This is a genomic window from Isoptericola variabilis, assembly GCF_050311655.1.
GTDB lineage: Bacteria > Actinomycetota > Actinomycetes > Actinomycetales > Cellulomonadaceae > Isoptericola > Isoptericola variabilis.
Map to the genome: position 1 here is coordinate 476,616 of NZ_JBNOZM010000004.1, position 25,076 is coordinate 501,691.

Here is a 25,076-nt window from a genome sequence, read left to right on the forward strand (position 1 = left end):
CAGTCCGCTGATCGCCCGACCAGCTGAATCACTGCGAGAGGACCGCCCGTGGCCACTGCACCCCCCGAGGACCAGCGCCGACTGCTCGAGGTCCAGGCCCTCGACACCCGGCTGCAGCAGCTCGTCCACCAGCGCCGCAACCACCCGTCGCTGGCCACCATCGCGGAGCTCGACGGCCGCATCGGCGACCTGCACACCTCGCTCGTCGACTCGCGCACGGCCGTGGCCGACCTCGAGCGCGAGCTCGCCAAGGCGGAGTCCGACGTCACCCAGGTGCGCACGCGCGCCGAGCGCGACCAGCAGAAGCTCGACTCCGGCGCCCTCTCGGCGAAGGACTCCCAGGCGCTGGTGAGCGAGCTCGAGTCCCTCGCCCGCCGCCAGTCGGTCCTGGAGGACGCCGAGATCGAGGTCATGGAGCGCCTGGAGGCGCACCAGGCCTCGCTGGCCGAGGTGGAGTCGGCGCACGCCGAGCTCGAGGCCGCCAAGGCGAAGGCCACGGCCGAGCGGGACGAGGCCTGGGCCGAGATCAACGCGACCGGGTCGAAGGTCAAGGCGGAGCGCGAGGCGGCCGCGGCCGCGCTCGACGCCGGGCTCGTCGCCCTGTACGACAAGCTGCGCGCCCAGCTCGGCGGGGTCGGGGCCGCGGCGCTGCGCGGCGGCCGGTGCGAGGGCTGCCGGCTCGACCTCAACCCTCGTGACCTGGCCGCCGTCAAGGCGGCCCCCGCCGAGCAGGTCGTGCGCTGCGAGGAGTGCGGCCGGATCCTCGTGCGGCTGCCGGACGACGGCGCCGCCGCCTGATGTCCCGACCGTCCGGAGCGAGCCCCGCGGCGGGCACGGGGACGGGCACAGGAGCGGGCACCGATCTGCGCACCGTCGTGCTCGTCCGGCACGGCGTGACGGAGCTGACCGAGGCACGCGCGTACTCGGGCGGGGGCGTGCCGGGCCCGTCGCTGACCACGCGGGGACGCACCCAGGCCGCGCGCGCCGCGGACGCCGTCTTCCGCGTCGGCAAGGACCTGTGGCCCGACCTGCCGCGTGCCGGGGCGCTCGTCGCCTCGCCGCTGGTGCGCACGCTCGAGACCGCCGCGGCGGTCGGGCGACGCATCGGGCAGCACGTGCGCCCGGACGGCCGGTTCGCCGAGTGCGACTTCGGCGCCTGGGAGGGCCTCACCCCCGACGCCATCGCCGACGGCTGGCCCCACGAGTTCGCCGCCTGGTCCACGACCGGCACCGACCGGGCTCCCGGAGGCGAGTCGTACGCCGACGTGGGCGAGCGGGCGTGGGCCGGGCTGCGGGACGTCGTCGCCGCGACGGACCCGGGGGCGACGAGCGTCGTCGTCTCGCACACCGTGACGATCCGCGCCCTGGCGGGGCGGGCGCTCGGCGCTCCGGTGTCGTCGTGGCGGCTGCTGCGCGTGCCGCCCTGCTCGCTCACGGTGCTGCGCTTCGGCCTCGGGGACGACGGCGAGCCCGCGCTCGCGGAGGTCACCGCGACCGGGTTCCCGACCGACGTCTGACGCGGTCAGCGCTTCGGCGGCTTGGGCGGCAGCGCGAGCGCGAGGTCCACGCCGCGGTCGACCCAGGCGTGCAGCGCGGCGTCGTCGGAGGTGATCTCGGTCCCCACCACGACCGTGCCGCGCATCGTGCGCTCGCCCATCCGCATCTCGTGGGCGCCGTCGGCGAGCGCCTGCGCGTGGCCGTCCGTCCCGACGTGCACCATGAGCTCGTCGCCGCCGACGCCCACGGCCATGTGGGTGTTCACCATGAACGCGACGCCCCCGAACATCTGCCGCTCCACGAACGGCGCGCGCTCGCCGACGGCGTCGCGCACGCGGGCGGCGAGGTCCTGGTCGTAGGCCATGCGGCCAGTGTCGCCGGGCGCCCGACGACCCGCCCGTCAGGCGATGACGACCTCGAGGGTGCGCGGGCCGCGGCGGGTGGCGGCGTCGTGCAGCGTGGCCTCGACCATCCGGTACGACAGGCCCGTCCCGACCTCCGTGCCGATGACCTGACCGTCGAGCTCGCGGGCGGCGTCGAGCAGCTCGGCGGCGGTGGTCGGCGCGGGGCCGGAACGGCGCAGCAGGTGGCCGGTGAGCACGCCGCGCGTGTGCTTGGCGTTGTGCGACACGACGGCGCGCTTCCCGTCGGTCTCGCGCACGACGCGGACGGTCACCCAGTCGGCGGCCGTGCCGCCGGTCGTGACCGGCTTCCACGCGGCGAGGTAGGCGGCCGAGCGGCAGTCGACGACGACGTCGCCCGCGGCGCGCTCGTCGAGGGCGGCGGACAGGTGGGGCCGCCAGGCGGTGGCGAGCTTGCCGACGCCGGGCAGGTCCACGCCCATCGACAGGCGGTACGCGGGGATGCGGTCGGCGGGGGAGACGGCGCCCCACAGGCCGGAGAAGACGCGGACGTCGTCGGCGGCGCGGCGGGCGGCGTCGTCGGGCAGGTCCGCCAGGCCGGCGGCGGCGTACAGCACACCCGTGTAGACGCGGGAGGCGGGTGCCGTCGGCGCCGACTTGAGCTCGGTGTTGCGGGCGACCTCCGCGCCGAGCGACGCGCCCACCCCGAGGACCTGGGCCGCGTCGGCCCGCGCGCTCACCGCGGCGAGGGCGTCGAGCACGACCCGCCGCTGCTCGGTGAGCTGCTCCGCGCCCGTGAGGCCCTCGAGGTCGACGGGCGGGGCGCCGGCGGGCGCGGGCGTCTTGCCCTCGGAGGGCGGCAGGCAGATCAGCACCCCGACACCCTACGGTCGGTCTCGACGCGCGGACCCTCTGGTGACAGTGCCGTCGGTCACCGCTACCGTCCTCGGGCATGGTCCAGGTGAAGGTCTACGGCAACCGACGGGTGTGGGGTCAGCGGCGCGCGGAGGTCTCCGACGCGCTGCACGCGGCGCTGGTCGGGGCCTGGCGGATCCCCGAGGACAAGCGGTTCCACCGGTTCTTCCTGCTCGACGACGGCGACCTCGTCGCCCCGCGCTCCGACGACTACCTGATGATCGAGATCGTCGCCTTCGCCGGCCGCACGCGGGAGGCCAAGCGTGACCTGATCCGCCGGGTGTACGACGACGTCGCGCCGGCCCTGGGTGTCGCGACCGACGACGTCGAGCTCGTCGTCATCGAGTCGCCCGCCGAGAGCTGGGGCATCCGCGGACGGTCGGGCGACGAGCTGTCGCTGACCTACAAGGTGGACGTGTGACCGTGCTGAGGTGAGCGGGCGTCCGGCCGGCTCGAGCGCGCATAGACTGTGCGACGCGGACGAGTCGGTCGGACGGTCGCGTCGGCGGTGCCCTCGGGTGCCGTCGCCGAGGAACGTCCGGGCTCCGAAGGGCGAGGTGGTGGCTAACGGCCACCCGGGGTGACCCGCGGGACAGTGCCACAGAAAACAGACCGCCGTCGCCGGGCAACCGGCGGCGGTAAGGGTGAAACGGTGGTGTAAGAGACCACCAGCACGGCCGGTGACGGTCGTGGCTCGGTAAACCCCACCTGGAGCAAGGTCAGACAGATTGTGTTTGAGAGTTGCCCGCTCGATTCTCTGTTGAGAAGCACAGTCGGGTAGACCGCTCGAGCCCTGCGGCAACGCAGGGCCTAGATGGATGACCGTCGCCCGTGCCGGGGCAACCCGGCACGGGAACAGAACCCGGCGTACAGACCGGCTCGTCCGCACTCATCTGCTCGCGGCCAGCACCGCCGCGAGGCCGTCCTGCAGGTCGCGGACGAAGTAGTCGGGGACCTCCAGCGACGGGAAGTGCCCGCCGCGCTCGGGCTCGTTCCACCGGACGACGCGCCGGTAGCGCTGCTCGGCCCAGGCGCGCGGGGTGCGCGACTCGATGTCGCCGGGGTACATGGTGATGGCGGCGGGGACGTCCACCCGCAGGTCGGGGTCCAGCGAGCCGGGGCTCTCGGCGTAGATGCGGGCCGCCGACGCGCCCGTGGAGGTCAGCCAGTACAGGGTGACGTCGTCGAGGATCCGGTCCCGCGAGATCGTCTCGAACGGGCTGTCCTCGGTGTCGGACCACTCGGCGAACTTGTCGAGGATCCAGGCGAGCAGGCCGACGGGCGAGTCGACGAGGGAGTACCCGATGGTCTGCGGCCGGGTCGCCTGCTGCGTCGCGTACGCCCGGTGGTGGAGCCAGAAGTCACGGGTCTCCTCGGCGTGCCGGCGCTCCTGCGTCGTCAGTCCGTCCGTCGTCATCCCGGGCGGTGCCAGGGCGAGCGTGGTGTGGATGCCGAGCACGTGCGCCGGGAACCTCCCGCCGAGGACCGCGGTGACGTTGCCGCCCCAGTCGCCGCCGTGGGCGAGGAACTCGTCGTAGCCGAGTCGTCCCATCACCTCCACCCACGCGGCCGCGGTCTTCTCGACGCCCCATCCGGTGACGGCCGGCCTGTCGCTGTAGCCGAAACCGGGCAGCGACGGGACGACGACGTGGAACGCCGGCGCGTCGGGGTCCGCCGGATCGGCCAGCTCGTCCACCACGTCGACGAACTCGGCGACGCTGCCGGGCCAGCCGTGGGTCAGGACCAGCGGCGTGGCGTCCGCGCGCGGGGACCGGCGGTGCAGGAAGTGGATGCCCAGGCCGTCGACCGTCGTGCGGAACTGGCCGATCTCCTCGAGGCGCCGCTCGAACGCCCGCCAGTCGTACCCGGTGCGCCAGTGGTCGACGACGTCCACGAGGTCGTCCAGAGGAACCCCCTGATCCCACCGGCGCGGGTCGGGCGCGGGGCGGCGGACCGTCTCGGGCTCCGGCAGCCGTGCCGCGGCGAGCCGCGCGCGCAGGTCGTCGAGGTCGGCGTCGCTGGCCCGGGACTCGAACGCCTGGACGTCGCTGGACGGAGGGGGCATGAGGGCTCCTGGTCGTCGCGAAGCCGGCTCCGCCGTCGGGAGCCGACCTCACGGTTCTACCAAGCGGCCCTGACACACCGGGGAAGTGCTCCGCCCCCGGCGAGCCAGCAGCGAGACCCGGCCCGGGGCGGGCGGCCGTGCAAAGGGGGTCGACCGTGAACCGCTGCGTGTCTTGACCCCGCTGCGCGGAGGCGCGTACCACCGCGACCTCGGACGAGGTGAGTCGGAACGCACCTCGTCATGGAGCCGTACGCGCGCGTGCCCGAGCGTGGAGACGGAGGTCGTGGCAGGCTCGGGGTCCGCGCCCCGTCGACGGCGGGGCGGGGCCCACCCGAGGGTTCCGCGTCTGTGAACACTGCGTAAAGAGTTCCTATGCCGAGGTTCCGTTCCGGGTTGGGGGAGGTGTAGCGTTGCCGGCGTCGTGACAACGAGGTCACGAGTCCGGGACGCAGCGCTCGAGACCGAGGCGCGCAGGGACGCAGGACGTGGGACGAAGGTGTGGCAGTGACTTTCACCGACGAGGCTCAGGCCGGGGGGATCTCCCTGGTGGAGCGGACCGACGTGAGCGTGGTGGACATGTGGGGCGAGATCGACATCGCCCTGCGCAACGAGGCGAGCGCGGCGCTCGCGAGGGCGTTCGAGCGGGATCTTCCCGTCGTCGTCGACACGTCGCGGGTGACGTTCATCGACTCCGCCGGGGTCGCCTTCCTCGTCCAGCTGTGCCGTATCGGTCGTGACGAGGGCCTGCGGGTGTCGCTGCACCGGCCGCCGGCCGCGGTGCTCGACGTGCTGCGGATGCTCGACCTCGACATGCCGCCGGACACGACGGTCCTCGACCGGCCCGCGGCCCCGACGGCGCCGACCCCGGTCGCGCCGCACAGCCTCGCCGGCTGAGGGGCGGACGACGGCGCGTCAGTGGTCGCGGCCGCTGGCCGCGAGCGCGGCGGCCCCGACGATCCCCGCGCGGTTGCGCAGCGTGGCCGGGATGATCGGCGCGCGCAGGTTCAGCAGCGGCAGGAACTTCTCGTGGTGCTTGCTCACCCCGCCGCCGACGACGATGAGCTCGGGGGCGAGCAGCATCTCGACGGTCTCGAAGTAGCGCTGCAGCCGCTCCGCCCACTGGTGCCACGACAGGTCGTGGCGCTCGCGGGCGGACTCGGCGGCCCGCGACTCGGCGTCGTGCCCGTCGATCTCGAGGTGCCCCAGCTCCGTGTTCGGCACGAGCACGCCGTCCACGAGCAGGGCGGACCCGATGCCGGTGCCGAGGGTGACCATGAGGACGACGCCGTCGCGCCCCTGGGCCGCGCCGTACCGCTGCTCGCCGACGCCGGCGGCATCGGCGTCGTTGACGGCGGTCACCTGCCGGCCGGTGGCCTCGCTGGCCAGGGCCGGCAGGTCGACGCCCTTCCACGACTTGTGCAGGTTGGCGATGAATCGGACGACGCCGTGGTCCATCGGGGCGGGGAAGGCGACGCCGACCGGCACGTGGGGCGGCAGCTCGAACGAGTCGACGAGCTCGGCGAGCACGCCTGCCACGGCGTCCGGGGTGGACCTCTCCGGGGTCGGGATGCGGCGGCGCTCGTCCGCGAACTCTCCCGTCGCCAGGTCGACCGGCGCCCCCTTGATGCCCGACCCGCCGATGTCGATGCCGAACGCGACCGGCTGCGCTGCCTCCACCATGGGCCCCATCTTGATGCAGGATCGTCCTATGAGCGACACAAGCCCGGTGCAGTACTGGTACAACACGAAGACCGGTGAGGTCGAGGAGAGCCACGACCGCTCCAGCTGGACCCACCGGATGGGCCCGTACCCCACGCGCGAAGCCGCCCGCAACGCCCTGGACTCCGCGCAGCGCCGCAACGAGGAGTGGGAGGGCGAGGACGCCGACTGGCGCGGCAAGGACTGACGCCGACGCCCGTGCGTGCGGGCTGACGCGGAGGGCCGATGAGTCCGTGTCACCCCCGAGGTCGACCCCGCATGACGACGACGATCGAGGCGAACGGTGTCACGCTCGGTGTGGAGCACTTCGGGGACGAGGCGGCGCCGCTCGTGCTGTGTGCGGGCGGCACGACGATGCTCTCCTGGCCCGACGCGCTCTGCGACGCCCTCGCGCGCGGCGGCCGCCACGTGGTGCGGTACGACCTGCGCGACGCCGGGGCGTCCACGACCGTGGACCCCGGGGCGCCGGGCTACACGCTGCGAGACGTCGCGGCCGACGCCGCGGCGCTCGCCCGGGAGCTCGACGACCGGCCGGCGCACCTGGCGGGCATCGGCGTCGGCGGGATGGTCGCGCAGGTCGCCGCGGTCGACCACCCGGAGGCGTTCGCGGCGCTGACCCTCGTCGGTACGCGGTCGGTCGCGCCGGGCCCGGTCGACGACGACCTGCCCGACCACGACGCGGCGACCATGGGCCGGCTGTTCGCGCTGCCGGAGCCGGACTGGTCCGACCGCGACGCCGTGGCCGAGCACGCCGCCCGCAGCGCCGAGATCCTCGGGGACGATCCGGCCGCGGCGCGCGCGGTCGCCGGTCGGGTCTGGGACCGGACGCCGGGGACGACGCCGGTGGTGCACGCGGCCAACCAGCAGGGCATGGTCTTCGCCGCCCTCGACTGCACCCCGCGGTGGCGCGAGCGCCTCGCCGAGATCGCCGTGCCGACCCTCGTGGTGCACGGACGCCGCGACCCGTTCTTCCCCGTCGGCAACGCCGAGGCGCTCGCCAGGGAGATCCGGGACGCGCACCTGCTCGTCCTCGACGACGCGTCGACGGCGATCCCCGACGCCGACGCCGACGTCGGCGCCGTCGCGGCGGCGATGCTCGCCCTGACGTCCGCCTAGCGCTCGAACGAGTGCGCGGCGTCGGGGAAGGAGCCTGCGCGGACCTCGGCGGCGTAGTCCTGCGCCGCCTGGCGCAGCAGGTTGCCGACCTCGGCGAACCGGCGCGCGAACCGCGGCGACCAGTCCGTCATCCCGGCCATGTCGGTCCAGACGAGCACCTGCCCGTCGACGCGCGGGCCCGCACCGATGCCGATGGTCGGGATGCGCAGGATCTCGGTGGCCCGCGCGGCGACCTCGACCGGCACCATCTCCAGCACGACGGCGACGGCGCCGGCCTCCTGCACGGCGAGGGCGTCCTCGCACAGCGCCTCGGCGGCGTCGTCGCCCCGGCCCTGCACGCGCGGGCCGCCGAGGATGTTCTCCGACTGCGGCGTGAAGCCGAGATGCCCGACGACGGGGATGCCGGCCTCGGTGAGCGCGCGGATCTGCGCCGCCGACCGGCGGCCCCCCTCCAGCTTGATCGCGGCGGCGCCCGTCTCCTTCATGACCCGCACCGCGGAGGCGAGGGCCTGCTCTGGGCCCGCCTCGTAGGTGCCGAACGGCAGGTCGACGACGACGAGCGCGTGCTCGGCCGCCCGGGCGACGGCTCGCGCGGGCGGGATCATGTCGTCGAGGGTGACGGGCAGCGTGGTCGCGTGGCCGTGCATGGTGTTGCCGATCGAGTCGCCCACGAGCAGCAGGTCGAGCCCCGCGGCGTCGAAGATCCGGGCCGTCACGGCGTCGTACGCCGTGAGCATCGTGAGCTTCTCGCCGCGCTCCTTGGCCTCGGCCAGGTGGTGGACCCGGACGCGCCGTCGGCGCGTGAGGTCGGCGGCGGGCGAGGGGGCAGCGGCGACGTCGGCGGCGGCGTCGTGACCGGGGTTCGACATGGCGGTCAGCCTATGCCTCCGACGCGTGGTATCGGGTATCCGTCCAGGTCGGAGCCCGGCGCGCGCGGGGAGGCCGCCAGGACATACCCCGTTAACACTTCTCGGGCAGGATGGGCTCATGGACAGGCAGCAGGAGTTCGTGCTCCGCACGGTCGAGGAGCGCGACATCCGCTTCATCCGGCTCTGGTTCACCGACGTGCTCGGGGTGCTGAAGTCGGTGGCGGTCGCCCCGGCCGAGCTCGAGCAGGCGTTCACGGAGGGCATCGGCTTCGACGGCAGCTCCATCGAGGGGCTGACGCGGGTCTACGAGGCGGACATGATCGCCAAGCCCGACCCCACCACGTTCCAGGTGCTGCCCTGGCGCGGCGAGCGGCACGGCACCGGCCGCATGTTCTGCGACATCCTCACGCCCGACGGCGAGCCCTCCCTCGCGGACTCGCGCAACGTGCTCAAGCGGCAGCTCGCCAAGGCCAGCGACCGGGGCTTCACCTTCTACACGCACCCCGAGGTCGAGTTCTACCTGTTCAACCAGCTCGCGTCGCCGGAGGACCCGCTGGTCCCGGTGGACAACGGGGGCTACTTCGACCACCTGGCCCGCGGCAGCACGCACGACTTCCGCCGCGCGGCGATCACGATGCTCGAGTCGATGGGCATCTCGGTGGAATTCTCCCACCACGAGGCCGGGCCGGGCCAGAACGAGATCGACCTGCGGTACGCCGACGCACTGACCACGGCGGACAACCTCATGACCTTCCGCACGGTGGTCAAGGAGGTCGCGCTGGAGCAGGGCGTGTTCGCGTCGTTCATGCCCAAGCCGATGGCCGACCAGCCGGGCTCCGGCATGCACACCCACCTGTCGCTGTTCGAGGACGACCAGAACGCCTTCCACGAGCCCGGCGCCCAGTTCGAGCTGTCGAAGACGGCCCGGCAGTTCATCGCCGGCCTGCTGGTGCACGCGGCCGAGATCACGGCCGTGACCAACCAGTACGTCAACTCGTACAAGCGGCTCTGGGGCGGCGCCGAGGCCCCCAGCTACATCTGCTGGGGCCACAACAACCGCTCCGCCCTGGTGCGGGTGCCCATGTACAAGCCGGGCAAGGGCAACTCGGCCCGCGTGGAGTACCGGGCGCTCGACTCGGCGGCCAACCCCTACCTCGCGTTCGCGGTGCTGCTCGCCGCCGGCCTCAAGGGCATCGAGCACGGCTACGAGCTGCCGGAGGCCACGGGCGACGACGTCTGGGAGCTCACGGACCGCGAGCGCCGCGCCCTCGGCATCGCGCCACTGCCGCAGTCCCTCGACGAGGCGATCGAGCTGATGGAGCGTTCCGAGCTGGTGGCAGAGACGCTCGGGGAGCACGTCTACGACTTCGTCCTGCGCAACAAGCGGCAGGAGTGGGACGCGTACCGCGCGCAGGTCACGCCCTACGAGCTGCGCCGGTTCCTGCAGAACCTGTGACCGCCCGCCCACCGACCCTCACCAGCCGGCTGCTGCACGCGGGCTTCGCGGACCTCACCCGGTCGGCGTCGCTCTGGTCCGACCCGGCGCTGCAGGAGGCGCTCGCCGAACCCGGGCGCGCGGACGCGCTCCTGGGGGCGATCGGCACCTGCGCCGACCCGGACCTCGCGCTCCTGCAGCTGGTGCGGCTCGCCGAGCACCCCGACGCCCGGGAGCGGCTCGGGGCGCTGCTCGACGCGGACGCGCCCCCGCGGGCGCGCACCCGGCTGCTGGCCGTGCTCGGGGCGTCGTCGGCGCTGGGCGACGAGGTGGTGCGCCGTCCCGAGCTGCTCGACGTCCTCGCGGTGCCGGACGGCGCGGCGCGCGACGACGACATCGACGACGTCGACGACGACACCGATGACGACACCGACGACGAGGACGAGGGCGAGGGCGACGAGGGGGAGGGCGGCGACCCCGGCCCGCGCACCGCGTCGGGCCCGGCCGAGGTGCGCGCCGCGCTGCTGCGCGCCGTCGGCGCGGACCCGGACGTCGCGGTGCCGGTGGCCGCGGATCCGGACTCCGGGCCGGGCGTGGGCTGGCCGGACGCCGGGGCGGCGACGACGACGGACGCGCTGCGCCGGGCGTACCGCGCCCGGTTGCTGGCGCTCGCCGCCGACGACCTCACCGCGAGCGAGCCGCTCACGCGCATGCCCGTCGTCGGGGCGGCGCTCGCCGACCTGGCGTCGGCCGCCCTGGAGGCCGCCCTCGCCGTCGCGCGGGCCGAGCTGGAGGACCACGGCGCGGGCGTGCGGCTCGCCGTCGTCGGCATGGGCAAGACCGGCGGGCGCGAGCTGAACTACGTCTCCGACGTCGACGTCGTGTACGTGTGCGAGCCGGGCGAGCTGCCGGACGGCGGCGTCCTCGACGAGGAGACGGCGCTCGCGGCGGGCACCCGTCTCGCGACCGGGCTGCAGCGCGTGTGCTCGGCCACCTCCGCGGAGCCCGCCCTGTGGCCCGTCGACGCGGCGCTGCGGCCCGAGGGGGCGCAGGGCCCGCTGGTGCGGACGCTGGCCAGCCACGTCGCGTACTACGAGCGGTGGGCCGAGACGTGGGAGTTCCAGGCCCTGCTCAAGGCGCGACCCGTGGCCGGCGACGCGGCGCTCGGGCGCGACTACCGGGCGGCCGTCGACCCGTTCATCTGGGCGGCCGTGCACCGGGAGCACTTCGTCGAGGACGCGCGGGCGATGCGGCGCCGGGTCGAGCAGCACGTGCCGCCGGCCGAGGCCGACCGGCAGATCAAGCTGGGCAAGGGCGGCCTGCGCGACGTCGAGTTCACCGTGCAGCTGCTGCAGCTGGTGCACGGCCGTGCCGACCCGAAGATCCGCTCGCCCCACACGCTGTCCGCGCTCGCCGCGCTGGCCGCCGGCGGGTACGTGGGCCGCGAGCACGCGGCGCGGATGGCGGTCTGCTACCGGTTCCTGCGGGCGCTGGAGCACCGGGTGCAGCTGTACCGGCTGCGCCGGACGCACCTGCTGCCCACCGCGGAGGAGGACCTGCGCCGTCTGGCCCGGTCGCTCGGCATGCGCGCCGAGGGCGCCGCGGGCCTCCTCGAGCGCTGGCGTGCGACGCGTCGCGAGGTCCGCGCCCTGCACGAGGAGGTCTTCTACCGCCCGCTGCTGCCGGCGTCGGCCCAGCTGTCCGACGCCGAGCTGTCGCTCTCGCCCGACGTCGCGCGCGAGCGGTTCGCCGCCGTCGGCTACCGCGACCCCGACGGCGCGATGCGGCACGTCGTGGCCCTCACGGCGGGCACGTCGCGGCGGGCCGCGCTGCAGCGGCAGCTGCTGCCGGTGCTGCTCGGCTGGTTCGCCGAGAGCGCCGACCCGGACGGCGGGCTGCTGGCGTTCCGCAAGCTGTCCGACGAGCTGGGCGCCACGCCCTGGTACCTGCGCCTCCTGCGCGACTCCGAGAACGCGGCGTACCACCTGAGCCGGCTGCTGGCGTCGTCCACGTACCTCGCCGACGCCCTGGCTCGCTCGCCCGAGTCGGTGCGCTGGCTGGCGGACACGTCCGGGCTCGAGCCCCGGGGCCCGCAGCGGCTGGCCGCCGAGGCCGACGCGCTCCTCACCCGCGCGGACGAGCCGAAGGCGGCCGCCCAGCGCCTGCGCGCGCTGCGCCGCCGGGAGCTGGCCCGGACGGGGGCGGCCGAGGTGCTCGGGCTGCTGCCCCCCGTGGACGCGGCGGCCGCGGTCTCGGACGCCGCCGACGTCGTGCTGGCGGGGGGCCTGCGGGTCGCCGAGCACGTGGCGCGGGCCAAGCTCGGGCTGGGGGAGTCTCCGGCGGCGAACCCTACGCGGATGCTCGTCGTCGCGATGGGGCGGCTCGGCGGGCGCGAGATGGGCTACGGCTCGGACGCCGACGTGATGTTCGTGCACGAACCGGTGCCGGGCGCCGAGCCGCAGCTCGCGCAGGACTTCGCCACGCGCACGGCGACGCGCCTGCGGGCGCTGCTGTCGGAGGTCGGCCCCGAGCCCGCCCTGCCCGTGGACGCCGACCTGCGCCCGGAGGGCCGGCAGGGGCCGCTCGTGCGCACGCTCGACTCGTACGCCGAGTACTACGGGCGCTGGTCGAGCGTGTGGGAGGCGCAGGCGCTGCTGCGTGCCCGGCCGGTGGCGGGAGACGTCGGCGCAGGCGGCGGGCTCGGCTCCCGGTTCGAGGAGCTCGTGGACCCCCTGCGCTACCCGGAGGGTGGGCTCGACGACGTGCGCCTGCGCGAGGTGCGCCGCATCAAGGCCCGCGTGGAGGCGGAACGGCTGCCGCGCGGCGCGGACCCGGCACGGCACCTCAAGCTCGGCCGCGGCGGGGTGTCCGACGTCGAGTGGACCGCGCAATTGCTCCAGCTGCAGCACGCGGGCGAGGTGCCGGGCCTGCGCACCACCGGCACGGTTGCGGCGCTCGACGCCGCGACGGCGGCGGGACTGCTGGACCCCGAGGACGCCGCGCAGCTGCGCGACGCGTGGGTGCTCGCCTCCCGCCTGCGGTCCGCCGTCGTGCTCTGGTCCGGGCGGACCACGGGCGCGCAGACCGACCGGCTGCCGCACGACTCGCGCGACCTGGCCGGCGTCGCCGCCCTGCTCGGCGACGTGGGCACCGGGGGAGAGCTCGAGGAGCTCTACCTGCGCACCGCCCGCCGTGCCCGCACGGTCGTGGAGCGCGTCTTCTACGGCGAGGAGTGATGCGCTGCCGAACGCGGGTCCCTCCGCGCCGCGGCATGCGGCACGATATGCCCATGCTGATGTCACCGCCGTCGCCCGCGGGCGCGCCGACCCCTCGCTGCCGACTCTCGGGAGCGGTCGCGTGAGCGCCGGCCTGCTCGGCCTGCTCGACGACGTCGCCGCGATCGCGAAGCTCGCCGCCGCGTCGCTCGACGACGTCGGGTCCGCCGCCGCGAAGGCGACGGCGAAGGCGGCGGGCGTCGTCGTCGACGACACCGCCGTGACCCCGCAGTACGTGCACGGAGTCGCCGCGAACCGCGAGATCCCCATCGTCAAGAAGATCGCCTGGGGCTCCATCCGGAACAAGGTGTTCTACATCCTTCCGGTGGCCCTGATCCTCAGCCAGTGGGCGCCGTGGCTGCTCACGCCGATCCTCATGCTCGGCGGTACGTACCTGGCGTTCGAGGGCGCGGAGAAGATCTGGGGCCGCCTGCGCGGGCACGAGGGGCACGACAAGCCTGCCGCGGCGGTGGGTCCCGACGCCGAGAAGACCCTGGTCGCCGGCGCCGTACGCACCGACCTCATCCTCTCCGCCGAGATCATGGTCATCGCCCTCAACGAGGTGGCGCACGAGCCGTTCTTCTCACGGCTGGTCATCCTGCTGGTCGTCGCGCTCGCCATCACCGTGGTGGTCTACGGCGTCGTCGGACTCATCGTGCGGATGGACGACATGGGCCTGGCGCTCGCGGGTCGCGACTCCCGGGGCAGCCAGCGCGTCGGCCGTGCCCTCGTGACCGGGATGCCCAAGGTGCTCGCCGTCATCTCCGTCGTCGGCACCGTCGCGATGCTGTGGGTCGGCGGCCACATCCTGCTCACCGGCACCGACGAGCTCGGCTGGCACGCCCCGTACGAGTTCGTGCACCACCTCGAGGAGGCCGTCGCGCACGCCGTGCCCGGCGTCGGAGGATTCCTCGGCTGGCTGGTCAACACGTTCTTCTCCGCCCTCGTCGGCGTCCTCGTGGGCGCCGTGGTCCTCGCGGTGATGCACGTGCTGCCGTTCGGGAAGAAGCACGACGAGGGCCACGCGGCCGACGCCGAGGCGACGGCTGCCACCGAGCCCACCGACGAGTTCACCGACGAGCAGAACGAGGGGCCGCGGGCCTGAGTCGGCGCGAGCGCGGCATCACGGGCAGGGCAAGGTAGAACACCTGTTCGAAGCGGGGCTATCCTGCTGCCGTGGGTAGCAGGAGACGGGACGACGTCGGCAGGTCGCCGAGCGCGGTCGACAAGGTGCCGCTGCGCGACGCCGCCGAGGGCGCGCCGGGCCGGTCGCGCGACGGCGCGCACATCACCCGCCCCGAGAGGGGTGTCCCCGTGCGCGCCTGGATCACGTCGCGGCAGTCCGGCGAGCAGCTCGTCGACGGCGAGGCCACCGCCTGGACCGACGCGCAGGTGCACGTGCGCTACGTCGACTCCCACGGCCGCGAGGGGTTCGTCTGGCTGTGGGCGGGCGCCGTGACCCGACGGTAGCCGTGCGCGCGGTCGCGGCTGTCGGGTCGGCGGGCTGCGGCCTAGCCTGAGATGGCGACCCGTGGCGCCCGTCGCCACGCCCGCGTCGTCGAGAGGAGCACGTCATGAGAGACGTGCGCTGTGTGCTGGGCATGCATCAGTGGCTCCGGCGCCAGAACGAGGACTCCCAGTACCTGCTCTGCGCGCGCTGCGGGCGGGACCGACCGACGGACGGGCGGGTGCCGCCGATCGGACGGATGGTCTGACGTCGTCCAGCCGCCCTCGGACACCTGCGTCGTCCGGCGTCCGGTCGTGACCGGCCGTACTGGCGGGCCTACGCCGAACGGCGGCCCGCCCCCAAAAGGGTGGGCCGCCGTCCGGGCGACGTCAGCAGGCCCTGATGGGCCGCCGATCAGATGTCGTAGTAGAGCTCGAACTCGTGGGGGTGCGGGCGCAGGCGGATCGGGTCGATCTCGTTGCTGCGCTTGTAGTCGATCCACGTGGCGATGAGGTCCTCGGAGAAGACGTCGCCCTGCGTGAGGAACTCGTGGTCGCGCTCGAGGTTGTCGAGGGCCTCCTCGAGGGACGCGGGCACCTGGGCGATCTGCGCGTGCTCCTCGGGGGGCAGCTCGTACAGGTCCTTGTCGATCGGCGCCGGCGGCTCGATGCGGTTCTTGATGCCGTCGATGCCCGCGAGGAGCTGCGCGGCGAACGCGAGGTACGGGTTGGCCGTCGGGTCCGGCACGCGGAACTCGACGCGCTTGGCCTTCGGCGAGGAGCCGGTGACCGGGATGCGGATGCACGCGGAGCGGTTGCGGGCCGAGTAGACCAGGTTGACCGGAGCCTCGTAGCCGGGCACCAGGCGGCGGTAGGAGTTCACCGACGGGTTGGTGAAGGCCAGCAGCGACGGGGCGTGCTTGAGCAGGCCGCCGATGTACCAGCGCGCCGTGTCGGACAGGCCGCCGTAGCCCTTCTCGTCGTAGAACAGCGGCTCGCCGTTCAGCCACAGCGACTGGTGCGAGTGCATGCCCGAGCCGTTGTCGCCGAAGATCGGCTTCGGCATGAAGGTGACGGTCTTGCCGTGCTGCCAGGCGACGTTCTTGATGACGTACTTGAACTTCATCAGGTCGTCGGCCGAGTGCAGCAGGGTGTTGAACTTGTAGTTGATCTCCTGCTGGCCGGCGGTGCCCACCTCGTGGTGCGCGCGCTCGACGTCGAGCCCGACCTCCGCCAGGACCGCGCACATCTCGTCGCGCAGGTCGGCGAACTGGTCGTTGGGGGAGACGGGGAAGTAGCCACCCTTGTAGCGGGTCTTGTACCCGAGGTTGCCGCCCTCCTCCTCGCGCCCCGTGTTCCAGGCGGCCTCGACCGAGTCGAGGCTGTAGAAGCTCTCGTGCTGGTTCGTCGAGAAGCGCACGTCGTCGAAGATGTAGAACTCGGCCTCGGGGGCGAAGAACGCCGTGTCCGCGATGCCGGTCGACTTCAGGTAGGCCTCGGCCTTGGCGGCGATCGTGCGCGGGTCGCGCGAGTACGGCTCGTCGGTGAACGGGTCCACGATCGAGAAGTTCACGATGAGCGTCTTGCGCTTGCGGAACGGGTCGAGGTAGGCCGTGGTGACGTCCGGCACGAGCTTCATGTCGGACTCGTGGATCGCCTGGAAGCCGCGGATCGACGACCCGTCGAACATGAGGCCCTCGGTGAAGGAGGACTCGTCGAACTGCTCCACGGGGATGTTGAAGTGCTGCATCACGCCCGGCAGGTCGATGAAGCGGACGTCGATGAACTCCACCCCCTCGCGACGGGTGAAGGCGATGGCCTCCTCGGCGTTCGTGAACATGCATGCACTCCTTGCGTGGATGGTGCCGTTCGGTCGGGGCCGCCGGACGGTTCCGAAGGACGGGCGCGGCGGGCTCGTGCTCACCGCTCGACGACCACGACCGTAGGGTGACGGCGTTTCTCCGGCGTGGCGCCATTGTTTCGAACACGTTACGGCGGTCGCGCCCGGAGCGCCGCGTAGCCTTGACGCATGGCATCGCGGGAGGACATGGGTTCGTGGCTCGAGGGCGGACGCCGGGAAGACGCCGGGAGCGACGGACGCCTGGGTCTTCCCGAGGCCGGTCCAGGCTCGCTCGCCCGGCTCGGACGCCGGGCCGTGGCCCTCGTCGTCGACTGGGCGGTGGCGACGCTGATCGCCTACCTGCTGACGAGCCCGGCGTCGTTCGCGGAGCTCAACTCGTGGGTGACGCTGGGCGTCTTCGCGCTCGAGAACCTGCTGCTGGTGAGCACCGTCGGCTTCACGATCGGCCACCGCCTGCTGGGCATGCAGGTGCGCACCCTGGGCGCCCCCGACGTCGCCCCCGGGTTCGCGCGGGGCGCGGTCCGCACGCTGCTGCTGTGCCTCGTGATCCCCGCCGTCGTGTGGGACCGCGACGGGCGCGGCCTGCACGACCGCGCCGCGGGCACCGTCCTCGTCCGCCGCTGACGCCGGCACGACCACACCGGCCGCAACGAGATCGACCCACCCGCCGCGACGTAGACCCTCGGTGGGTCGATCTCGCGGCGGGTGGGTCGATCTCGTGGGAGCGGCGCCGGTCAGCGGCCCTTGAGGCCCTTGCGGTCCGGCCGCGCCTTCATCGGGTCGACGCCCTTGGGGATCGGCAGGCGGGCGCCGCCGAGCGCCTTGAGCCGCTTCTTGACCTGGTCGGCCTCGGGCTTGGTGAGGGTGCGCTTGAGCTTCTGCACCTTCTTCGCGACCTTGGGGAGCGGGACCTGCCCCTCCTCGTTGCCGACCTGGATGAGCGTGATCGGCACGTTGGGCAGCACGCGGGCCGTCTTGCGGCGCTCGTCCTCGAGGAGGCGCTGCACGCGGTGCGACGGGCCCTCGGAGACGAGGACGACGCCCGGGCGGCCGACGCCGCGGAACACGAAGTCCTGCGTGCGCGGGTTGATCGCGACCGGCTCGTCCGCGAACTCCCACCCGCCGCGGACGGTGCCGAGCGCCGCGCGGGCGGCACCGGGCTGGCCCTCGATCTGGGTGTACGCGGCCTTCTCGGCCTTGCGCGTCAGGGTGAACATCGCACCGAGCGCCGCGAACGGGACGCCGAGCACGACGATGTACAGGATCTGGAAGCCGGTCGGCAGGTCGAGCAGCAGCACGATCGCGGCGACGACCGCGAGGATCCCGACGAACACGCCGAGGATCAGCCACGTCACCGTGGGGTCCTGCTTGCGCGTCATCTGGTACGCGGCCCACACCTGGTGGTACCAGCGCTGCTTCTTGGGCTTCTTCTGCTTACCGGTGGCGTCGGCGGGCGCGCCGGCGTCGGACTTGGTGCGGGCCATGGTCGTCAAGTCTAGTGGGGTCTCTAGTGGGCTCGGGGCGCAAGCAGGCTCGCGGCCTCCTGGCGCGACGTCGTCGGCTCCGCGAGGTGCGACAGCGACTCCGGGATGGGCAGGCCGCGGCGGGTCATCGCCTGGCCCCACAGGCGGCCCGCGCGGTACGACGAGCGCACCAGCGGACCGGCCATGACGCCCAGGAAGCCGATCTCCTCGGCCGCCTCGGACAGCTCGACGAACTCCTCGGGGCGCACCCAGCGGTCCACCGGGTGGTGACGCAGCGACGGGCGCAGGTACTGGGTGATCGTGACGAGGTCGCAGCCGGCGTCGTGCAGATCCTGCAGCGCCTCCCGGGCCTCGTCGATCGTCTCGCCCATGCCGAGGATGAGGTTGGACTTCGTGACGAGCCCGGCCTCGCGCGCCCGGGTGAGCACGGACAGGGACCGCTCGTAGCGGAACGCCGGGCGGATCTGCTTGAAGATGCGCGGCACGGTCTCGACGTTGTGCGCCATGACCTCGGGCCGCGACTCGTTGACGACGTCGAGCAGCTCGGGGATCGCGTTGAAGTCGGGGATGAGGAGCTCGACCCCGGTGCCCGGGTTGAGGGCGTGGATCTGGCGTACGGTCTCGGCGTACAGCCAGGCGCCGCCGTCGGCCAGGTCGTCGCGCGCGACGCCGGTGATCGTCGAGTACTTCAGCCCCATGGTCCGCACGGACTCGGCGACGCGACGCGGCTCGTCGGCGTCGAAGTCGGCCGGCTTGCCCGTGTCGATCTGGCAGAAGTCGCAGCGCCGCGTGCACTGGTCACCGCCGATGAGGAACGTGGCCTCCCGGTCCTCCCAGCACTCGAAGATGTTGGGACAGCCCGCCTCCTCGCACACCGTGTGCAGGCCCTCGCCCTTGACCAGGCCCTTGAGCTCCCGGTACTCGGGACCCATCGTGGCCTTCGTCTTGATCCACTCGGGCTTCTTCTCGATGGGGGTGGAGGCGTTGCGGGCCTCGATGCGCAGCATGCGGCGGCCCTCTGGTGCGATCGTCACGGGTGTCTCCCGGTCGTCGTCGAGCAGGTGGACGTCGGGCGGCGGGCCTGTGCGGACCTCACCGCCGGACCTGGTCAGAGTACGTGAGCGGCGCGTCGCGGCGCCGCGACCTGCTCACCGTGTGGACGTGACCTCAGCAACACCCGCCCCCGCGGCGTCCGGGGTGCAGTCGGCGCGCAGCGGGCCGAGGTGGCGGACGAGGGCGTCGACGAGCGGTGCGCGGACGTCGTCGAGCGTGACGCGACGGCCGGTCTCGATCGTCAACGAGGTGACGTCGGCATCCGTGATGCCGCACGGCACGATGCTGTCGAAGCGGCTCAGGTCGGGGTCGCAGTTGAGGGCGATGCCGTGCATCGTCACGCCCTTGGCGGTGCGGACGCCGATGGCGCAGACCTTGCGCTCGAGCCGGTCGCCGTCGGCGGCGAACCACACGCCGGTGCGGTCGGCGACCCGGATCGTCGTGAGGCCGAAGCCGGCGCACACCTCCATGACGGCCTCCTCGAGCGCGCGCACGTACGCGACGACGTCGATGGGCTCGGCGAGGCGCAGGATCGGGTAGACCACCTGCTGCCCCGGGCCGTGCCAGGTGATCTTGCCGCCGCGGTCGACGTCGACGACGGGGGTGCCGTCGGTGGGGCGCTCGTCGCGGTGCGTGCGCCGCCCGGCCGTGTAGACGTCGGGGTGCTCCACGACGATCAGGGTGTCGGGGCGGTCGCCGGCGACGACGTCGGCGTGCACGCGGCGCTGGAGCTCCCACGCCTCGTGGTAGTCGGTCAGTCCGGGCAGCGTCATCACGTCCACCCGGCCGAGGCTAGCCCCCTGCCGTGCGATCAGGCGTCGTCGTCCCGCTGGGCCCGCACGAGGGTGACGAGGATCTCACGCAGGCGCGCCACGTCGTCGTCGGCGAGGCCCCGGGCGGTGAGGTCCTCCGCCGGCTGCAGACGCCCGGCCTCCGCGGCGGCGCGCCGGCCGGCGTCGGTGACCGCGACGGCGCGACGTCGGCGGTCGCGCGGGTCCGCGCCGCGGGTGACGTAGCCCGCGCGCTCGAGCCGCGCGACGATGCGACTCATCGTCTGCTCGGTGACGCCGTTGAGCGCTGCGAGCTCGCGCTGCGTGCGCGGCCCGGCGAACAGGTGCAGCAGCACCGGGAAGCCCGCGTGGTTGAGGTTCCAGCTCGCGAGGTGGGCGTTCCAGTCGTGCTCGATGCGTCGCACGACGGTGAACAGGAGGCGCCCGGTGGGCCACTGGTCCGGGTCGTCGCTGGTGGGGTCGACCGGGTCCGGCCAGGAGTTCTCGTCGCGACCGTCGTCGAGCTGCACTTGCTTCCTCCCAGGTGCGCCGTCAGAATACTCAGCATGCTGAGTAATCGGGCGCGGGGCAATCGGGGTCGAGGTCTGCTGCGGGGCCTGGTCATTCTGGCAGCGATCGGCGTCTGGCTCGCGATCGGTGCGTTCGGGGGACAGGCCCAGGGCAGCCTGAGCAGCGTCCAGACCAACGACGACGCGGCGTTCCTGCCCGCGAGCGCCGAGTCCACGCAGGCCGCCGCGCTGGCCGAGGAGTTCACCGACTCCGAGACGCTGCCGGCGCTGGTCGTGGCCGAGACGGCGGACGGGTCCGAGCTGACCGAGGAGCAGCTCGCCGACGTCCGGGCCTTCGCGGAGTCGATCGCGGACGCCCCGCTCGAGGGGACCTCGGGGGAGGAGCCGCGCACCGTCGGTGACCTGAGCGTCGCCGACCCGGTCGTGGTGCCGTCCGAGGACGGCCAGGCCGCGCTCGTCGTCGTCTCGCTCGACGCCGCCGAGGCGTCCGAGGACCTGGGCGCCGAGGAGTCGAGCGGCTCGGAGCTCGCGGTCGCGGCGCTCCGTGCGCTCGCCGCCGCCGACGTCGCGGACGGCGGGCTCGCCGGCACCGGGCTCGACGCGTGGGTGACCGGGCCGGCGGGCTTCGTCGCGGACCTCGTGAGCGCGTTCGGCGCGATCGACACCGTGCTGCTGCTCGTCGCGCTGGGCGCCGTCCTGGTGATCCTCGCGCTCGTCTACCGCTCGCCCGTCCTGCCGTTCGTCGTGATCTTCACAGCGGTGCTGGCCCTGTGCCTCGCGGGGCTGGTCGTCTACCACCTCGCTGCGAACGACGTGCTGACGCTGAACGGGCAGTCGCAGGGGATCCTGTCGATCCTCGTCGTGGGCGCCTCCGTCGACTACGCCCTGCTGCTCGTGGCCCGGTACCGCGAGGAGCTGCGCGCCACCAGCTCCCCGTACACGGCGATGCGCCGGGCCGTGCGCGCGTCGATCGAGCCGATCGCCGCCAGCGCGGGCACGGTGATCGTGGGGCTGCTGTGCCTCCTGCTGTCCGACCTGTCGTCGAACCGCAGCCTGGGGCCGGTCGCCGCCATCGGCATCGTCGCCGCCTTCCTGTCGGCGATGACGCTCCTGCCCGCGATGCTGCTGGTCGGCGGGCGCCGGGCGCGGTGGGTCTTCTGGCCCCGCGTGCCGCACGCCGTCGGCCGGCACTCCGGCCCGGCGGACGTCCCCGATCCTGCCGGGAACGGGGACGACGACACGCACGTGGAGGTCGCCGGGCACGGCGTGTGGTCGCGCGTCGCCGGCTTCGTCGGGCGGCACGACCGCGTCGTGTGGGTCGTCACCGCCGTCGTCCTGGCCGCCGGCGCCGCGTTCGTGCCGACGCTGGACGCGAACGGCACGGGCGACTCGGAGGTGTTCCTCACGCAGGTCGACTCGGTCGACGGCGAGGAGGCGCTCACCCGTCACTTCGAGGGGGTGTCCGCGCAGCCCGCGATCGTGATCGCGCCCGAGGAGGACGCCGACGCGGTCGTCCAGGCGGCGGAGGCCACCGACGGGATCACGGCCGCGACGGTCGTGACCGACCAGCCGGCCGCCGCGCCGGGCATGCCCGCGCAGGGCGACCCGCTGGTCGTGGACGGCCAGGTGCGTGTCGACGTCACCACCGAGGCGCCGTCCGACAGCCAGGAGGCCGTGGAGACCGTCTCCGCCCTGCGCACCGCGGTGCACGACGTGAGCCTGGACGCGCTGGTGGGCGGCGCGGCCGCCGAACGGCTCGACACGCAGCTCGCCGGCCAGCACGACCTACGGGTGATCGTGCCGGTGGTGCTCGGCGTGATCCTCCTGATCCTCGTGCTCCTGCTCCGGTCGGTGCTGGCCGCCGTGCTGCTCATGGCGGCGAACGTGCTGTCGTTCGGGTTCGCCCTCGGAGTCTCGGCCGTCGTGTTCAACCACGTGCTCGACTTCCCGGGCGCCGACCCGGCCGTGCCGCTGTACGCCTTCTGCTTCCTCGTCGCGCTCGGTGTCGACTACTCGATCTTCCTCATGACGCGCGTGCGCGAGGAGAGCCTGCGGGTGGGGACGCGTCAGGGCGTGCTGCGCGGGCTGGCCGTCACCGGTTCCGTCATCACGTCGGCCGGCGTGGTGCTCGCCGCGACGTTCGCCGCCCTGGGCGTCATCCCGCTGCTGTTCCTCGCACAGCTCGCCGTCATCGTCGCGTTCGGCGTCCTCGTGGACACGCTCGTCGTGCGCAGCCTGCTCGTGCCGGCGCTCGTGCACGACGTCGGGGATCGGGCGTGGTGGCCCTCGCGGCTCGCCCGCGGCACGGTCACGCCCGAGGTCACGCCGTCGAGTCGATGAGCTCCAGCAGGGCCCGGGCCGCGTCCCGGATCTCGTCGTGGTCGTACTGGCCGGCCCGGCTCTCCAACGACACCACCGCGCACCGGTGGACCTTCGACAGGTCGCCGTAGGGGAACGACACCGCCTGCTTCGTCTCGGGGTCCTCGTCGTCGTCCAGGCCGAGGTACCAGTGCCGGAACTCCGTCCAGCCCTCGCGCTCGACGAAACGGTTCTCGGCGTCCGTGCTCGGGGCGTGCTCGCTCCAGTCGTCCCGTTCGTCGCGCACCACCCTGCCCTCGCGCACCAGCGCGCGGGCCTGGTCCAGGCCCGGCTGGTTGAGTCGCGTCGCCATGGTCGTGGCTCCTCCCGATCGGTTCGTCGTGGGCCCGTACGGGGCCCTTCGTCCGGTCTACGGGACGGTCCGGATGCCCACAACCTCGTGCGGGGTCCGACCGGCCGCCGGGGCGCGCCGGTGCGGTGCGGGGGCGCCGGGCGCGCCGTCGGGCACGATGGGTGACATGGTCACGGACGAGGCGGCACTGGCGGGCGCGACCGACGGCGCGACGGCGGCACCGCCGCCGCGCCTGGCGATCGTGGGGTACGGGGGAGCGGGCCGGGAGATCCACGCCCGCCTCGCGGCGGAGGCCGGGCTGCCGGTGACGGCCGTCGTGACGCGCGACCCCGGCCGGCGCAACCAGGCGGCGGGCGACTGGCCGGGAGCCCGGCTGCTGTCGGACCTCGACGAGCTGATCGCCGCGCGCCGCTCCTACGACCTCGTCGTCGTGGCCAGCCCCACGCCCCTGCACGCCGAGCAGGCCGCCGCCCTCGCCCGCGCGGAGATCCCCTTCGTGCTCGACAAGCCGATCGGCCTCGACGCGCACCAGGCGCGCGCCGTCGTCGAGGAGGCGGCCGCCACCGGCACGCCGTTCACCGTCTTCCAGAACCGGCGCTGGGACCCCGAGCAGCTCACCCTGGCGAGCCTGCTCGACGCCGGGGAGCTCGGCGACGTGCACACCTTCGAGCGCCGCTGGGAGCGCTGGCGGCCGGTCCCGCGGCAGCGGTGGAAGGAGAACGACCCGGTGGGCGGCGGGCTGCTGCTCGACCTGGGCCCCCACCTGGTGGACTCGGCGACACAGCTGTTCGGTCGGGTGGAGTCCGTCTGGGCGCAGACCCGCAAGCTCACCACGCCCACCGAGGACGACGTCTTCCTCGTCCTGGAGCACGAGGCGGGCGGCGGCCGTGCGGCGAGCCAGCGGTCCGTCGTCTCCCGCCTCTGGGCGGGGTCGGTCGTGGGCGCGCCCGGCCCCCGGACCCGCGTGCTCGGGTCGGCGGGCGCCTACCTGGTGACGACCTTCGAGCAGGACGCCTCGCCGCTGGAGGTGCTGGACGACGACGCGCCCGAGGGCTCGGTGGGCTGGCTCACGCGCGGCCGCGACCGTCGCGCCGTGCCCGCGGCGCCGGGCGGCCACGCCGACTTCTACCGGGCGCTGGGGCCGTGGCTGCACGGCGACGAGCCCGCCCCCGTCGACCCGGCCGACGCCGTGCGTACCGCCGAGGTGCTGGACGCGGCCCGGGTGTCGGCACGCGAGGGGCGTCGCATCACCCTCTGAGCCCGACCGCGGTGCTGCCCCGGCCGTCGGTTGACGGTCTGGGGGACGACGGGCCTGTGGATGACGGCGACGGCGGGCGGCCCCGAAGGTGTTCGATGGCACCGTGCCGACCCAGACGCTCCCGATCCCGACCGACGCCGGCGCCCGTGACGCCCTCCTGGAGCGGGTGCGCGCGCTCGCCGCGCTCCGGCACCCGTGCGTGGAGCCCGTCGTGGCGGTCGACGTGCGCGACGACGGGACCCTGGCCCTGCGGCGCAGCGGCGCGGCGACCGACCTCCCCACCGTGCTCGCCGTCCGCGGCCGCCTGACGTCACGGGAGGCGGCGGGAGTCCTCGTCGCCCTGGCACGCGGACTGGCCGCCCTGCACAGCTCCGGGCTGCGGCAGGGGAGCATGGGAGCGCGGGACGTCGTGCTCGACCGGGGCGGCGGGGCGCTCCTGCGCCCGCGGGTCGGCGGGGTCGACGACGTCGGCGGCGCGGGCGGCGCGGGCCTCGGGGCGGGCGACCCGGCCGAGGCGGAGGCGGCGGACGTGCACGCGCTCGCCACGCTCGTCGCCGACCTGCTCGGCGACCGCAGCGACGACGACGCCACCGCGTTGCGCGCCGTGCTGGCCCCGGCGGCGGCGCCCGACCCGCGGGTGCGTCCGGAGGCGGGCACGCTCGCGGCCCAGGCCGACGTCGTCGTGGCCGCCGACCCGGTGCGGCTCCCGGAGCCCGCGGTGCTGGCGGCCGCGGCGCTGGGCCGGCGGCC

At 74.0% G+C, this 25,076-nt stretch carries 25 protein-coding genes and 1 other RNA gene; 15 read left to right on the forward strand and 11 right to left on the reverse strand.

Annotation, left to right across the window (positions count from 1 at the left end):
* The first annotated feature begins 48 nt into the window (after positions 1-48).
* Together ACQP60_RS12050 and ACQP60_RS12055 are read left to right on the forward strand one after the other, a co-directional pair.
* Entirely contained in the window at positions 49-798 is a 750-nt protein-coding gene (locus ACQP60_RS12050; RefSeq protein ID WP_429732643.1) for a zinc ribbon domain-containing protein, read from the forward strand.
* On the forward strand, positions 798-1,517 hold the full coding sequence (locus ACQP60_RS12055) for a histidine phosphatase family protein (RefSeq protein ID WP_429732646.1): 720 nt from the start codon (positions 798-800) through the stop codon (positions 1,515-1,517). The genes ACQP60_RS12050 and ACQP60_RS12055 overlap by 1 nt, the downstream gene beginning before the upstream one ends.
* A 5-nt stretch (positions 1,518-1,522) precedes the next feature.
* Here ACQP60_RS12055 and ACQP60_RS12060 read toward each other — a convergent pair whose 3' ends face one another.
* Positions 1,523-1,861: a TfoX/Sxy family protein gene (locus tag ACQP60_RS12060; protein ID WP_429732649.1), complete on the reverse strand. Its 339-nt coding sequence runs from the start codon at positions 1,859-1,861 to the stop codon at positions 1,523-1,525.
* A gap of 36 nt (positions 1,862-1,897) precedes the next feature.
* A complete protein-coding gene (locus tag ACQP60_RS12065; RefSeq protein ID WP_429732651.1) occupies positions 1,898-2,734 on the reverse strand; it encodes a YaaA family protein in 837 nt (278 codons plus the stop codon).
* Positions 2,735-2,811: 77 nt separating this feature from the next.
* Between ACQP60_RS12065 and ACQP60_RS12070 the strand changes: the two genes are divergently transcribed.
* A complete protein-coding gene (locus ACQP60_RS12070; protein WP_429732654.1) occupies positions 2,812-3,195 on the forward strand; it encodes a tautomerase family protein in 384 nt (127 codons plus the stop codon).
* A 60-nt stretch (positions 3,196-3,255) separates the two neighbouring features.
* Positions 3,256-3,660, forward strand: an RNA gene (gene rnpB / locus ACQP60_RS12075) — RNase P RNA component class A.
* A gap of 3 nt (positions 3,661-3,663) precedes the next feature.
* Here the strand turns inward: rnpB and ACQP60_RS12080 are convergent.
* The gene (locus ACQP60_RS12080; RefSeq protein ID WP_429732657.1) at positions 3,664-4,839 is read right to left on the reverse strand and encodes an epoxide hydrolase family protein; all 1,176 of its coding nucleotides are present in this window, start codon (positions 4,837-4,839) and stop codon (positions 3,664-3,666) included.
* Between the two features lie 504 nt (positions 4,840-5,343).
* Here ACQP60_RS12080 and ACQP60_RS12085 point away from each other — a divergent pair.
* On the forward strand, positions 5,344-5,733 hold the full coding sequence (locus ACQP60_RS12085) for an STAS domain-containing protein (RefSeq protein ID WP_429732659.1): 390 nt from the start codon (positions 5,344-5,346) through the stop codon (positions 5,731-5,733).
* An 18-nt stretch (positions 5,734-5,751) separates the two neighbouring features.
* Here ACQP60_RS12085 and ppgK read toward each other — a convergent pair whose 3' ends face one another.
* Complete coding sequence (gene ppgK, locus ACQP60_RS12090) at positions 5,752-6,519, reverse strand: polyphosphate--glucose phosphotransferase (protein WP_429732662.1); 768 nt, start codon at positions 6,517-6,519, stop codon at positions 5,752-5,754.
* A gap of 28 nt (positions 6,520-6,547) precedes the next feature.
* Between ppgK and ACQP60_RS12095 the strand changes: the two genes are divergently transcribed.
* The gene (locus ACQP60_RS12095; protein ID WP_429732664.1) at positions 6,548-6,745 is read left to right on the forward strand and encodes an SPOR domain-containing protein; all 198 of its coding nucleotides are present in this window, start codon (positions 6,548-6,550) and stop codon (positions 6,743-6,745) included.
* A gap of 71 nt (positions 6,746-6,816) precedes the next feature.
* The gene (locus ACQP60_RS12100) at positions 6,817-7,674 is read left to right on the forward strand and encodes an alpha/beta fold hydrolase (protein ID WP_429732667.1); all 858 of its coding nucleotides are present in this window, start codon (positions 6,817-6,819) and stop codon (positions 7,672-7,674) included.
* On the opposite strand, the gene panB is transcribed toward ACQP60_RS12100, so the two are convergent.
* Positions 7,671-8,543, reverse strand: coding sequence for a 3-methyl-2-oxobutanoate hydroxymethyltransferase (panB, locus tag ACQP60_RS12105; protein WP_429732670.1), 873 nt, complete (start codon positions 8,541-8,543; stop codon positions 7,671-7,673). The genes ACQP60_RS12100 and panB overlap by 4 nt on opposite strands.
* Positions 8,544-8,661: 118 nt before the next feature.
* Here panB and glnA (ACQP60_RS12110) point away from each other — a divergent pair, with 118 nt between their 5' ends.
* The 4 genes from glnA (ACQP60_RS12110) (at position 8,662) to ACQP60_RS12125 (ending at position 14,723) form a co-directional block, all read left to right on the forward strand.
* Positions 8,662-9,999, forward strand: a complete 1,338-nt coding sequence (gene glnA, locus ACQP60_RS12110; protein WP_429732673.1) for a type I glutamate--ammonia ligase — start codon at positions 8,662-8,664, stop codon at positions 9,997-9,999.
* Entirely contained in the window at positions 9,996-13,214 is a 3,219-nt protein-coding gene (locus tag ACQP60_RS12115; RefSeq protein ID WP_429732675.1) for a bifunctional [glutamine synthetase] adenylyltransferase/[glutamine synthetase]-adenylyl-L-tyrosine phosphorylase, read from the forward strand. Before glnA (ACQP60_RS12110) ends, ACQP60_RS12115 begins: the two co-directional genes overlap by 4 nt.
* 121 nt (positions 13,215-13,335) lie before the next feature.
* Positions 13,336-14,358, forward strand: coding sequence for a DUF808 domain-containing protein (locus ACQP60_RS12120; protein ID WP_429732678.1), 1,023 nt, complete (start codon positions 13,336-13,338; stop codon positions 14,356-14,358).
* Positions 14,359-14,429: 71 nt separating this feature from the next.
* On the forward strand, positions 14,430-14,723 hold the full coding sequence (locus ACQP60_RS12125) for a hypothetical protein (RefSeq protein WP_429732680.1): 294 nt from the start codon (positions 14,430-14,432) through the stop codon (positions 14,721-14,723).
* A gap of 391 nt (positions 14,724-15,114) precedes the next feature.
* Here ACQP60_RS12125 and glnA (ACQP60_RS12130) read toward each other — a convergent pair whose 3' ends face one another.
* Entirely contained in the window at positions 15,115-16,539 is a 1,425-nt protein-coding gene (glnA, locus tag ACQP60_RS12130) for a type I glutamate--ammonia ligase (protein ID WP_429732683.1), read from the reverse strand.
* A gap of 189 nt (positions 16,540-16,728) precedes the next feature.
* Here glnA (ACQP60_RS12130) and ACQP60_RS12135 point away from each other — a divergent pair, with 189 nt between their 5' ends.
* Positions 16,729-17,184 carry an RDD family protein gene (locus tag ACQP60_RS12135; protein WP_429732685.1) on the forward strand — a complete coding sequence of 152 codons (456 nt, stop codon included), beginning with the start codon at positions 16,729-16,731 and terminating at the stop codon, positions 17,182-17,184.
* A 110-nt stretch (positions 17,185-17,294) separates the two neighbouring features.
* Here ACQP60_RS12135 and ACQP60_RS12140 read toward each other — a convergent pair whose 3' ends face one another.
* From ACQP60_RS12140 to ACQP60_RS12155, 4 genes are all read right to left on the reverse strand, one after another.
* On the reverse strand, positions 17,295-18,044 hold the full coding sequence (locus ACQP60_RS12140) for a DUF4191 domain-containing protein (RefSeq protein WP_429732687.1): 750 nt from the start codon (positions 18,042-18,044) through the stop codon (positions 17,295-17,297).
* Between the two features lie 23 nt (positions 18,045-18,067).
* Positions 18,068-19,078 carry a lipoyl synthase gene (gene lipA, locus ACQP60_RS12145; protein ID WP_429732690.1) on the reverse strand — a complete coding sequence of 337 codons (1,011 nt, stop codon included), beginning with the start codon at positions 19,076-19,078 and terminating at the stop codon, positions 18,068-18,070.
* Positions 19,079-19,192: 114 nt separating this feature from the next.
* A complete protein-coding gene (gene lipB, locus ACQP60_RS12150; protein ID WP_429732732.1) occupies positions 19,193-19,870 on the reverse strand; it encodes a lipoyl(octanoyl) transferase LipB in 678 nt (225 codons plus the stop codon).
* Positions 19,871-19,908: 38 nt separating this feature from the next.
* Positions 19,909-20,397 (reverse strand): MarR family winged helix-turn-helix transcriptional regulator, encoded by a 489-nt coding sequence (locus ACQP60_RS12155; protein WP_429732693.1) that lies wholly within the window; start codon positions 20,395-20,397, stop codon positions 19,909-19,911.
* Between the two features lie 36 nt (positions 20,398-20,433).
* Here ACQP60_RS12155 and ACQP60_RS12160 point away from each other — a divergent pair, with 36 nt between their 5' ends.
* The gene (locus ACQP60_RS12160) at positions 20,434-22,737 is read left to right on the forward strand and encodes an MMPL family transporter (protein ID WP_429732696.1); all 2,304 of its coding nucleotides are present in this window, start codon (positions 20,434-20,436) and stop codon (positions 22,735-22,737) included.
* Here the strand turns inward: ACQP60_RS12160 and ACQP60_RS12165 are convergent.
* On the reverse strand, positions 22,718-23,068 hold the full coding sequence (locus ACQP60_RS12165) for a hypothetical protein (protein WP_429732698.1): 351 nt from the start codon (positions 23,066-23,068) through the stop codon (positions 22,718-22,720). The genes ACQP60_RS12160 and ACQP60_RS12165 overlap by 20 nt on opposite strands.
* Positions 23,069-23,234: 166 nt before the next feature.
* Between ACQP60_RS12165 and ACQP60_RS12170 the strand changes: the two genes are divergently transcribed.
* The gene (locus ACQP60_RS12170; RefSeq protein WP_429732701.1) at positions 23,235-24,326 is read left to right on the forward strand and encodes a Gfo/Idh/MocA family protein; all 1,092 of its coding nucleotides are present in this window, start codon (positions 23,235-23,237) and stop codon (positions 24,324-24,326) included.
* A 103-nt stretch (positions 24,327-24,429) separates the two neighbouring features.
* A partial coding sequence (locus ACQP60_RS12175) for a hypothetical protein (RefSeq protein WP_429732704.1) occupies positions 24,430-25,076 on the forward strand: 647 nt, incomplete at its 3' end.

Bases quoted from the DNA above. Each gene is read 5' to 3' on its own strand.
- ACQP60_RS12055 (WP_429732646.1), top strand. From the start codon at position 798: ATGTCCCGACCGTCCGGAGCGAGCCCCGCGGCGGGCACGGGGACGGGC.
- ACQP60_RS12060 (WP_429732649.1), bottom strand. From the start codon at position 1,861: ATGGCCTACGACCAGGACCTCGCCGCCCGCGTGCGCGACGCCGTCGGC.
- ACQP60_RS12070 (WP_429732654.1), top strand. From the start codon at position 2,812: ATGGTCCAGGTGAAGGTCTACGGCAACCGACGGGTGTGGGGTCAGCGG.
- ACQP60_RS12080 (WP_429732657.1), bottom strand. From the start codon at position 4,839: ATGCCCCCTCCGTCCAGCGACGTCCAGGCGTTCGAGTCCCGGGCCAGC.
- ppgK (WP_429732662.1), bottom strand. From the start codon at position 6,519: ATGGTGGAGGCAGCGCAGCCGGTCGCGTTCGGCATCGACATCGGCGGG.
- ACQP60_RS12095 (WP_429732664.1), top strand. From the start codon at position 6,548: ATGAGCGACACAAGCCCGGTGCAGTACTGGTACAACACGAAGACCGGT.
- ACQP60_RS12100 (WP_429732667.1), top strand. From the start codon at position 6,817: ATGACGACGACGATCGAGGCGAACGGTGTCACGCTCGGTGTGGAGCAC.
- panB (WP_429732670.1), bottom strand. From the start codon at position 8,543: ATGTCGAACCCCGGTCACGACGCCGCCGCCGACGTCGCCGCTGCCCCC.
- glnA (WP_429732673.1), top strand. From the start codon at position 8,662: ATGGACAGGCAGCAGGAGTTCGTGCTCCGCACGGTCGAGGAGCGCGAC.
- glnA (WP_429732683.1), bottom strand. From the start codon at position 16,539: ATGTTCACGAACGCCGAGGAGGCCATCGCCTTCACCCGTCGCGAGGGG.
- ACQP60_RS12135 (WP_429732685.1), top strand. From the start codon at position 16,729: ATGGCATCGCGGGAGGACATGGGTTCGTGGCTCGAGGGCGGACGCCGG.
- ACQP60_RS12140 (WP_429732687.1), bottom strand. From the start codon at position 18,044: ATGGCCCGCACCAAGTCCGACGCCGGCGCGCCCGCCGACGCCACCGGT.
- lipB (WP_429732732.1), bottom strand. From the start codon at position 19,870: ATGACGCTGCCCGGACTGACCGACTACCACGAGGCGTGGGAGCTCCAG.
- ACQP60_RS12160 (WP_429732696.1), top strand. From the start codon at position 20,434: ATGCTGAGTAATCGGGCGCGGGGCAATCGGGGTCGAGGTCTGCTGCGG.
- ACQP60_RS12165 (WP_429732698.1), bottom strand. From the start codon at position 23,068: ATGGCGACGCGACTCAACCAGCCGGGCCTGGACCAGGCCCGCGCGCTG.
- ACQP60_RS12170 (WP_429732701.1), top strand. From the start codon at position 23,235: ATGGTCACGGACGAGGCGGCACTGGCGGGCGCGACCGACGGCGCGACG.